This window comes from Exiguobacterium sp. s128, assembly GCF_018618815.1.
Classification (GTDB): Bacteria; Bacillota; Bacilli; order Exiguobacteriales; family Exiguobacteriaceae; genus Exiguobacterium_A; species Exiguobacterium_A antarcticum.
Genome location: NZ_JACSMT010000019.1, coordinates 41,853 through 52,108 on the forward strand (window position 1 = coordinate 41,853; position 10,256 = coordinate 52,108).

Sequence of the window (10,256 nt, forward strand, 5' to 3'; positions counted from 1 at the left end):
AAATAAGGAATACTGTTAGTTTACACTGAATGGTGGGATGAAAAAAAGACTTCTTCTAATCGGCGTCTCCAGTTCAGTTGGTCTTGCTCGACATGACTGATGGGTCCGACTAGCGTAAGCGTACCGCAGTTGTCACAACACCGGTCCTGAATAATGGGGTCTTCACCAAAATGGTTTAAGATGAAGCTTCGGCGACACAACGTATTTTGAATATAATTTATCATTTGCATAAGTTCACGTAAACGTATTTTTTTTCGGTTTTCTTGCCAGTCGATGATCTCGGCACGCGTTTTCCCGTCCATCAGTTGCGTTTTTAGCAAACGATACGCCGGATCATCCGCATTTAAACCAAAACGTCGTTCGATTATTTCAAATGACTCATTCTGGACACGTCCCCGTGCCACTTGATCAATCCATAAAGACGGTGCATACTGTTTTTCTACTAAAAACTGTTGCAGACGCTGGTCACCCGGTGCGTACAACAAGATGGCTGTCGATGGTTGACCATCTCGACCAGCTCGTCCGATTTCTTGCATGTAAGCTTCAATCGTCGCCGGCATCGTATAATGAATGACCGTCCGGACATTCGCTTTATTGACCCCCATTCCGAAGGCACTTGTACAAACGAGGCAGTCAATTTCATCATGTAGAAATTGTTGTTGAATCAATTGGCGATCTTCCGCTTCAAGACCCGCATGGTAATAAACAGCATTCGTAACGAGTTTTGCGATGCGTTCTGCCTCTTTACGTGTCGTCGTATAGATGACGCAAGGTCGCTCGACCATTTTTAACTGTTCTTCTAATACAAGATCTTTATCCGCTTGTTCAGTCTGTTTGACAATCAGCTGAATTTCCGGACGATTGACCGAATGACGGATTCGTGTCGGCTGACGCAACGCCAGTCCTTCTATGATGTCTTGTTCCACTTGATGTGTGGCCGTTGCCGTCAAGGCCAAACACGGCGGATTCCCCAGTTGCTGCCGGACATGGCCTAATTTCGCATAGTCCGTCCTGAACTCATGTCCCCACTGCGAGATACAATGTGCTTCATCGACGACGAATAGATTGATCTTAACTTCAGCCAAACGCCGTTTGATTTGTGGAACCACTAACTGTTCAGGTGACAAGTATAAATAACGTAACCGGTCGAGATGGTGCAGGATGTGTTCTTTTTGTTCCCGAGTCTCAAGCGACGTCAACTTGGCGACAGCTCGTTCGCCACGACTTTTGATTTGCATGACTTGATCCTCAATCAATGAAAGAAGGGGCGACAAAATCAATGTCAAACCATCCGGCTGCAGATACGACGGTAACTGATAACACACTGATTTCCCCCCGCCAGTCGGCAAAATCGCAACCGTATCCTGGCCCGCAAGAACGGCCTCAATGATGGGTTGTTGACCAGCACGAAAATGATCGTATCGAAAAACCTTTTTTAATATTTTTTCCATCATCGATTGACCACCTTCCTTGCTAATGCGACGCGGATTTGAAAATAATCGATTTCCTGTGTCAATTCTTGTTTGATGCGCTTCAAAGAGAATGTTTCCAAACGATCGGATACTATCACTACTTCTTCGTATGCCTCAACGGATAAAAACTGATCGATCGGGAAAATCGGAGCATACATCGCCATTTCCACTAAATGATCTTCCATCGTACTTTTTTTCAACCGACGTCGTTCCGCAATTTCTTGAACCGTATACCCTTGTTTAAGCATTTCCCACGTTTTTTTTGCTGACTGGGTCATCCTTGACTGATCGATATCCGCACCTAAGGATAAAATCAGACCGGCCTCTGGTAATACACGTAAACATTTTCGCCACGCCATCACGAATTCCAATTGGAGTGAAAGCAGATCCGTCCCTAACCGTTCACTGAGTTGAGGAAACGATAATCCTGTTTTTTGTCCGGACAGGCGATAACTGATGAGGGTCGCTTCCCGTTCCGTCAGCTGACTGAAGGCTACTTCTAGCTCCTGATGAATTCCCCTCATCCAGATCGCTCGTTTTGGTAATTGCTTCACTTGTTTTCGAACCCATTCCTTTACGCCACTATCCTGTTGGACGGGGACAAAAAAAGTCTGTTGCTCCAGGCAAATGATTGTTTGGATCAACAAACTGACTCGTTTCCATAATAAAATCGGATATCCGCGCAGTTCCCCCCCCAACTCGTCTAATAAAAACGGGTTGCTGACTTGACGTTTCCCAGATTCAGTTACGATTAACAACTGTTCCTGCCTAATCCAGCCAGCCTGTTCCAGTTCTCGTAATACTTGTTCAAACCGTTCTTTTTTTAGAGGGAGCATTCCAAAAACGGACTCTAATCCATAAAAATGAGCATCCTGTAAAGAAGTCGCTGATCGTTTTCCTTGAAAAACATGAAATAGACTCCGATCCGTCCGTTCGTTTCGTAACCGAATGATTGCTTCCATCACAACTTGTCGTAACACCGTCTGCTCCATATGAAGCCTCCCTTCTTAGAGTCAGTAACAGCTCTTCCGACCTTGTTTCTACTTGATCGAAATACATTTCGTGCATTCACTTTTATTTTACAGTTCTACTTACAAATTCGCCATTTTGAATAAAAATGAACAAGAACTAATCCTACAATTTCCTTTCACCAAATCAGTTCTCCACATACTTCTACCTCTTCTTCATTGAAAAGCGTGCATGAGTCCGATACAATAACTTATAGATGAGAACAGTAGTTGGTTTCCAATGTTTTCGAATAGAGAGGAGAATGACTAATGGCTAAATTTACAATTGTTGATAAAGACACATGTATCGCATGTGGTGCTTGCGGCGCAGCTGCCCCTGATATTTACGATTATGACGATGAGGGATTGGCATACGTTATTTTAGATGATAACAAGGGAACTGCTGAAATTCCAGAAGCATTGTTTGATGATATGATTGATGCTTTTGAAGGATGCCCAACGGATTCGATTAAAGTAGCAGATGAATCATTTGAAGGCGATGCCCTCAAATACGAATAAACGTCTACTCTGACGATACGACCTGTACAGGTTGTATCGTTTTTTCGTTTAAATGAAAAAGATCATCAAGCCACAAAAAAACTGTGGCTTGATGATCTTGTAAAACTAACTTTAACGTTTCCCTTTGATGTAGGGTACACCGACAGCTTTTGGTGCATCGGCTCGTCCAACAACACCAGCAAGTGCGAGAATCGTCAGCAAGTATGGTGCAATCAACAAATAGACTTGTGGAATTTGATCGAGTAGTGGTAACTGTTGTCCGATAATCGAAATCGCCTGCGCGAAACCGAAGAATAGGGCAGCTCCCATCGCTCCGAGTGGATTCCATTTCCCAAAGATCATCGCGGCAATCGCTAAGAATCCTTGTCCAAGAATCGTCGTCACACTAAAGTTCAATGAAATGGACGTCGCATAAACTGCACCGGCGAGTCCACCGAATCCACCGGAAATCATGACACCGATGAAACGCATTTTCGTGACATTGATTCCCATCGTATCCGCCGCCATCGGGTGCTCCCCGACTGAACGAAGACGAAGGCCAAACGGTGTCTTAAAGATGACATACCAAGCGACGAACGCTAACGCGATCGCAATATACGATGTGTAATAAACGTTTGCAAAAAACATTTTAAGGACTGGAATATCCGATAAGAATGGCACGTTTTCTTTCGAAATCCGGTTTGGAATCGAATCCGTTTGTCCTTTACCATAAAAGGCACGGACAAGGAAAATCGCCAGACCGACCGCTAACATGTTGATCGCTACTCCAAGAACCGTCTGATCGGCACGGAAAAGAATCGCTGGAATCGCAAGGAACAAGGAGAAGACTGCTCCGATGACGATCGCAATTAACATCGCAAGCCAAGGACTTGCTGCACCTAATCCCATTTTTGACAACGTCAAAGCGGAAACGATTCCTGAGAACGCACCCATGACCATCAATCCTTCAAGGGCAATGTTGACGACACCTGAACGTTCACTGAAGATTCCACCAAGTGCTGCAATAATTAATGGAGCCGAATAGGCAAGCGCAATTGGTACGACAATATAAAGTACTTCTAGAAAGCCCATTATTTATCGGCTCCTTTCACTTTTTTGTCTTCTGTTTTTTTGACCGTAAACTTCTCAATTAAGAGACGGATGGCATAACCAGAAGCGACAAAGATGATGATAAACGCAATGATGATTTTAATTAACTCAGGTGGTATGCCAATCTGTTGCATTGAAAGACCACCGATATTCAGACCAGCAAACAGTAAGGCGGCAAGAACGACACCGATTGGATTGTTCGCACCCAGTAAGGCAACCGCAATCCCGTCAAATCCTACGCCCGTGAACGAGGCATTCAACGTCATGTTCTGGAACGTCCCTAATCCTTCCATCGCACCAGCAAGACCTGCGAACACACCTGAGATGACGAATGAGAGGACGATGTTCTTGTTGACACCCATACCGGCATACTCTGCTGCACTCTTGTTAAATCCAACAGCACGTAATTCGTAGCCGAGTGTCGTTTTCCAAAGGATGAACCAGAAGACGAGCGCTGCTAGTACGGCAATGAAAATCCCATTATGAAGACGTGAGAAGTCCGTCAGTTCTTGTAAGAAAGGTGACGCCAAAGAAGCCGTCTCTTTCACTGACTCTGTCCGCTCGTTTTCAATTCCGATGACATGACGTAAGATATCATTGGTTACATAAAGGGCGATATAGTTCATCATGATCGACGTAATGACTTCGTGAACATGAAAACGTGCTTTTAAAATACCCGGAATCGAGGCCCAAAGTGCCCCGGCGAGTCCTGCTCCGATTAGAGCGAGCGGCAGATGAATCGCGGTCGGGAGATCAAACTCGATCCCGATCCAAACCGCAACCATCCAACCGACCAAAACTTGTCCTTCAACCCCGATGTTAAATAAACCTGTCCGGAAGGCAAACGCAACGGCAAGTCCGGCAAAGATCAACGGAGCAGCAGCACGCAAGGTTTCACCGATGCTATATGGTTCACCAAAAATACCGTAAAATAATTGATCAAATCCGTCAATCGGATTGTACCCACCAGCCAGCATGACGATCGCACCTACGACCATCCCTAAAATGATGGAAAGAATCGGAATCAAGATTCCGTAAAAACGTTCGAGTTTCATGAACGACCGACCTCCTCTTTCTTACCGCCAGCCATCAAGAATCCTAGTTCGATCTCGTTTGTCTCTTTTGGATCGAGGAAGGCAACCGTTCGACCTTCATAAAGAACCGCAATTCGATCTGAAACTTGAAGAATTTCTTCTAGTTCAAACGAAATCAACAGAACAGCCCGGCCTTTTTCCCGTTCAAGAACCAATTGTTCATGAATGAATTCAATCGCTCCGACATCTAGTCCACGCGTTGGCTGTGCTGCAATCAGTAAGTCAGGTGAACGGTCAACCTCTCGGGCAATGATCGCTTTTTGCTGATTTCCACCCGATAAGGCACGAGCAAATGTTTCCGGACTTGGAGTTCGGACGTCGAACTTCTCGATTAAGGTTTTTGCTTTTTCCATGACCTGACCGTAGTTCATGATACCTGCTTTCGAATACGGTTGTTTGTAGTACGTTTGTAACACCATGTTATGCCCGATTGAATAATCCAACACAAGACCATGTTTATGTCGATCCTGTGGAATGTGTCCCACACCGGATTCTGTTACTTTTCGTGGTTTCAAGTTTTTGATTGACTTGTTATTGAGGAAAATTTCACCGCTGTCTGCTTTACGAAGTCCTGTAATAGCTTCAATCAGCTCTGTTTGTCCATTTCCATCAATTCCAGCGATTCCGACGATTTCACCAGCACGAATATCTAGGTTCAATCCATCGACTGACTTGATGCCTCGGCTGTCTTTTACGACCAAATTCTTAATATCGAGCACAAGTTCTTGTGGATTTGCCTTGGAATACTCCGCATTAAAGTTTACTTCACGCCCTACCATCATCTCAGCTAATCTTGATTGGGTCATCGTTTCATCGATATCCACTGTGCCGATATATTTTCCGCGACGAATCGTCGTACAACGATCAGCTACTTCCATGATTTCTTTCAGCTTGTGGGTAATCAAGATGATCGATTTCCCTTCCGCAATCAGTCGATTCATGATTTGAATCAATTCTTTGATTTCTTGTGGTGTCAAAACAGCTGACGGCTCATCGAAGATTAGAATATCAGCGCCACGGTAAAGGGTTTTCAAAATTTCGACACGCTGTTGCATACCAACGGAAATATCTTCAATTTTTGCATCCGGATCGACGGCAAGGCCGTATTGTTCCGAGATTTGACGTACTTTTTCCCGAGCCTTTGCTCGGTCGATCTTAATACCGACTTTGGGTTCCGCACCCAAGATGATGTTTTCCGTCACCGTGAAATTTTGAACGAGCATGAAGTGTTGGTGCACCATGCCGATTCCAAGATCATTCGCGACGTTCGGACTCGTAATATTCACTTTTTCACCACGTACACGAATCTCTCCAGCCTCAGGCTGATACAAACCAAATAAGACGTTCATCAGCGTCGATTTTCCGGCACCGTTTTCACCAAGTAAAGCGTGAATCTCACCTTTCCGAAGCTGGAGCGTGATGTTATCATTTGCGACGAAAGTGCCAAACTCTTTTCGTATGTTTAGCATCTCAATGACGTATTCCAAGAAAATCCACTCCCATGTTTAGTTTAAAAGGGGAGGTCGCAGTACTAGCGACCCCCGCTTCCAGTTTATTTCAGTGATGCTTCGTATTCTTTAAATTCATCGTCAGTTCCTGGAACTGTGATCTTGCCATCGATGATTTGTTTTTTGTAGTCTTCAACTTTTGTCAAGACGTCTTTCGCAATGTTGTCTTGTGAAGGAGCGATATCGACACCGCCATCTTTCAAGCCAAACTCTACGACTTCACCTGCTGGGAAGTTGCCGTCCTTCGTATCTTTTGACACTTGCTCAACTGCTGTATCAACACGTTTGACCATCGACGTCAACGTGACGTTTTCTGGCATACCTTCTTCGACTTGGTCACGGTCAACACCGATTACCCAAACATCTTCACCGTTTTTCTTACGGTTTTTCGCTTCTGTGAAGACACCTTGACCTGTTCCACCAGCAGCGTGATAGATGACGTCAACTTTTTTGCCGTACATGCCTGAAGCGATTGCTTGTCCTTTTTCAGCAGCATTGAAATCTTCTGCATATTGAATTTCGATGTCTGCGTCCGGGTTAACCGCCTTGACACCGGCTTTAAATCCGTTTTCGAACTTTTTGATCAAGTCAGAGTTCACGCCACCAACGAATCCGACTTTATCTGATTTCGTCGTCAGACCGGCGACGACACCAACGAGGAATGATCCTTCGTTTTCTTTGAAGACGATTGAAGCGACATTTGGTTTGTCGACAACCATATCGACAAGCGCAAAGTTGTTATCTTTGAACTGATCCGCTACTTTACCGATATCTTCAGCCATCAAGAATCCGATACCGAGGATCAAATCATATTTTGCACGTGCCAATTGTTGAAGGTTTGGTTGATAATCCGATTGTTTCGCTGACTGGAGGTACTTGTAGCCTGTACCTTCTTTTAAGTCATTGTCTTTACCGAATTTTTGAATCCCTTCCCACGCTGATTGGTTAAACGATTTATCATCAACACCGCCTGTATCTGTAACCATACCTACTTTGAAGCCCTCTTTTTCGTTACCGCCGCTTGAATCTTTTGAATCGTCGTTACCACCACATGCTGCGAGTACCGAACTCATTGCTAAACCTGTTGCTGCTAGTGCGAGAAGTGACTTCTTTTTCATCTGAAATAATCCCCTTTCGAATATGGTCATACAAAGTTCCTGACTACGTCAAGCACCTGAGGCTGGTGATGAGGAGCGTTACGTAGGTAGGTGGAAAGCGCTTTCAGTAAAACTCCTAAAACGAGTGGTTAGACACGTTTACGGATGACATGGAAATCAAACTTATCCGCACGGAAATAGTTCGCTGAATAAAGAACGGATCGATCGAGTTCATCATAATGCGTTTGCCGCAATACGAGTAGCGGTTGGTCCGTATGTAATTGTTCAGCGATTTTCGGATCAATCCGCGGCTCGATATGCGTAACCGCATGAGTGACACGACGTCCTAGTTCTTTTTCTAATGCGTCAAACAGTGACGTCGAGGACGTGAACTGTTCTTCATTTTTAATATAATGGCTTGGAATCTTATCGACGCAATAGACGACAGGAACATCTCCTGCAAGTCGGATTCGTTCGATTCGATATACCAGTTCATCCGGACCCAGTTGAAAACGTTCCCGGTCCCGTTCGGTTGGTGGCACCATTTCTGATGACAATACTTCGGACGTCGGAATCATACCAGCGCGTGCAATCATCTCCGTGAAACTGTAGAGTTCTTCGATTCCGGAAGTAAATGGTGGTCTTGCATTGATAAACGTACCGACACCGTGTTTACGGATGACGATGTTCTCATCTTCAAGAATTCGTAAAGCCTCTCGAAGAGTCGCTCGACTAACGCCAAGTTGCTTTGAAAGTTCAAACTCTGAAGGTAGTTTCTCGCCTTCCTTGTAAACGCCGTCATCGATGTCGGACTTGATTTTTTCAATCACACGTAAATAAAGCAAACGATGATCTAATTTAATCGACATGACGCATCTCCATCCTCTATCTAGTTGTAACCAGTGCTCAGACTTCTGACGTATGAGAACTCCAGCCAAGATAAGTATATGATGCCGGACTCAATCCTGCAATCATTTTGTAACAGGTTAGAAGTCTGACTTCTGGCGCTTTTGTAACCCTTTTCATAACGCACTTTCGTTTGGAAGAAAATAGGGCATTCTACCTAAGAATGCCCCACTCTGTTCCATCGCTTATTGTTCAGGAACGACTGTTTTCCCTTCAATGACCGCTTTTTTTGCTTGTTCGAGCTTTTCTACTGTTTGTTTCGACAATTTATCTGACTCGACCAAGTCAACCCCTTGCTCTTTTAAACCGTAACGAATCGTTTCTCCACCTTTAAGTTTTCCATCTTTCGCCGCGTTTGCTGTATCTTGAACGGCACGATCCACGCGTTTGATGACAGAAGTTAACGTCACGTCTTCAGGCATCCCTTCTTCTTTTTGATCACGATCGACACCAATCACTGATACATCTTCTCCATTTTTCTTTCGGTTTTTCGCTTCGGTGAAGACACCGTTCCCGGTACCCCCTGCTGCCGGGAAAATGATGTCAGCACCTTTTCCAAACATTCCAGCGGCGATCGCTTGTCCTTTTTCAGGTGCTGCAAAGTCTTCTGCATACTGAACATCGACTTTAATTTTTGGATTCACTGATTTTGCACCGGCTTCAAACCCCGCCCGGAAACGTTCGATGACATCCATCTTCATCCCACCAACAAAACCGATATGGTCCGTTTTTGTTTCCATCGCTGCAACGATCCCTGCCAAATAGGCACCTTCATTTTCTTTAAATGTGATGGAAGTGACATTTTTCCCGGAAACAACATTGTCAATAATCGCAAATTGAGTATCTTTGAATTGATCGGCAACCGTCTTGATGTCTTCATTAAACGTATTACCGATTCCGAACACGAGATTTTCTCCCCCACGTGCGAGACGTGACAGATTTGGTTGATAATCCTGCTGTGATTTAGACTGGAGATACGAGTATCCGTCATTTTGTGTCAGCTTATTTTCTTTTCCGTACGCTTGAAGACCTTCCCATGCCGATTGGTTAAACGACTTATCATCGATTCCCCCTTTATCCGCAACCATTGCGACGGAAAACTGTTCTTTTTTCGTTGAAGTATTCTCTTCAGAACCTCCACATGCTACTAAACTGACTGTTGCGACTGTCATCGCGGATACAAAGGCATACTGCTTTTTCATCATAGCCATCTCCTCTTCCTTTTTATGTGAGCGCTTTCATTATCTATTTGTGAAAAAGTCGCTCACGTACCTTCATGGGGTACGCCAACTCATATGACTGAGTATGACAAAGATTTTTCATAAAATCAACAGACGTCTGACAACTATTTTTGTGAAAACGGTTTACATTTTGATTTTTTCTTCAAACGCCACAAAAATGACAAAGTAGTGGTTTTTCTCTTAATCGGGAAGAACCGCTTTTTTTGTTCGCTTCGAATCGTTTTCCTGGGACAAGCATCGCGCCGCATCGCTTCGCTGCTGGGTCGCTCCTGCTTGTTTTTCCCTAGGAAGCGATTTCGAGCGAACAAACGCTTTTTCTTTCA

General features: G+C 44.4%; 9 protein-coding genes. 1 reads left to right on the plus strand and 8 read right to left on the minus strand.

Annotation, left to right across the window (positions count from 1 at the left end; all coding sequences use genetic code 11):
• Positions 1-20 precede the first annotated feature (20 nt).
• Positions 21-1,454: a RecQ family ATP-dependent DNA helicase gene (locus tag KNQ13_RS09070; protein ID WP_026829848.1), complete on the minus strand. Its 1,434-nt coding sequence runs from the start codon at positions 1,452-1,454 to the stop codon at positions 21-23.
• The gene (locus KNQ13_RS09075) at positions 1,451-2,464 is read right to left on the minus strand and encodes a YpbB family protein (protein ID WP_026829849.1); all 1,014 of its coding nucleotides are present in this window, start codon (positions 2,462-2,464) and stop codon (positions 1,451-1,453) included. The genes KNQ13_RS09070 and KNQ13_RS09075 overlap by 4 nt, the downstream gene beginning before the upstream one ends.
• A 285-nt stretch (positions 2,465-2,749) precedes the next feature.
• Between KNQ13_RS09075 and KNQ13_RS09080 the strand changes: the two genes are divergently transcribed.
• On the plus strand, positions 2,750-2,998 hold the full coding sequence (locus KNQ13_RS09080) for a ferredoxin (protein WP_012370689.1): 249 nt from the start codon (positions 2,750-2,752) through the stop codon (positions 2,996-2,998).
• Positions 2,999-3,109: 111 nt separating this feature from the next.
• On the opposite strand, the gene KNQ13_RS09085 is transcribed toward KNQ13_RS09080, so the two are convergent.
• From KNQ13_RS09085 to KNQ13_RS09110, 6 genes are all read right to left on the minus strand, one after another.
• Positions 3,110-4,069, minus strand: coding sequence for an ABC transporter permease (locus KNQ13_RS09085; RefSeq protein ID WP_014970632.1), 960 nt, complete (start codon positions 4,067-4,069; stop codon positions 3,110-3,112).
• Positions 4,069-5,142 (minus strand): ABC transporter permease, encoded by a 1,074-nt coding sequence (locus tag KNQ13_RS09090; RefSeq protein ID WP_014970633.1) that lies wholly within the window; start codon positions 5,140-5,142, stop codon positions 4,069-4,071. The genes KNQ13_RS09085 and KNQ13_RS09090 overlap by 1 nt, the downstream gene beginning before the upstream one ends.
• Positions 5,139-6,668: an ABC transporter ATP-binding protein gene (locus KNQ13_RS09095; RefSeq protein WP_014970634.1), complete on the minus strand. Its 1,530-nt coding sequence runs from the start codon at positions 6,666-6,668 to the stop codon at positions 5,139-5,141. Before KNQ13_RS09095 ends, KNQ13_RS09090 begins: the two co-directional genes overlap by 4 nt.
• 65 nt (positions 6,669-6,733) lie before the next feature.
• Entirely contained in the window at positions 6,734-7,807 is a 1,074-nt protein-coding gene (locus KNQ13_RS09100) for a BMP family lipoprotein (RefSeq protein ID WP_014970635.1), read from the minus strand.
• Positions 7,808-7,935: 128 nt separating this feature from the next.
• Positions 7,936-8,655, minus strand: a complete 720-nt coding sequence (locus KNQ13_RS09105) for a GntR family transcriptional regulator (protein WP_209548318.1) — start codon at positions 8,653-8,655, stop codon at positions 7,936-7,938.
• A gap of 222 nt (positions 8,656-8,877) precedes the next feature.
• Positions 8,878-9,894, minus strand: coding sequence for a BMP family lipoprotein (locus tag KNQ13_RS09110; protein ID WP_026829850.1), 1,017 nt, complete (start codon positions 9,892-9,894; stop codon positions 8,878-8,880).
• Positions 9,895-10,256 lie beyond the last annotated feature (362 nt).

Bases quoted from the DNA above. Each gene is read 5' to 3' on its own strand.
- KNQ13_RS09070 (WP_026829848.1), bottom strand. From the start codon at position 1,454: ATGATGGAAAAAATATTAAAAAAGGTTTTTCGATACGATCATTTTCGT.
- KNQ13_RS09075 (WP_026829849.1), bottom strand. From the start codon at position 2,464: ATGGAGCAGACGGTGTTACGACAAGTTGTGATGGAAGCAATCATTCGG.
- KNQ13_RS09080 (WP_012370689.1), top strand. From the start codon at position 2,750: ATGGCTAAATTTACAATTGTTGATAAAGACACATGTATCGCATGTGGT.
- KNQ13_RS09085 (WP_014970632.1), bottom strand. From the start codon at position 4,069: ATGGGCTTTCTAGAAGTACTTTATATTGTCGTACCAATTGCGCTTGCC.
- KNQ13_RS09090 (WP_014970633.1), bottom strand. From the start codon at position 5,142: ATGAAACTCGAACGTTTTTACGGAATCTTGATTCCGATTCTTTCCATC.
- KNQ13_RS09100 (WP_014970635.1), bottom strand. From the start codon at position 7,807: ATGAAAAAGAAGTCACTTCTCGCACTAGCAGCAACAGGTTTAGCAATG.
- KNQ13_RS09105 (WP_209548318.1), bottom strand. From the start codon at position 8,655: ATGTCGATTAAATTAGATCATCGTTTGCTTTATTTACGTGTGATTGAA.
- KNQ13_RS09110 (WP_026829850.1), bottom strand. From the start codon at position 9,894: ATGAAAAAGCAGTATGCCTTTGTATCCGCGATGACAGTCGCAACAGTC.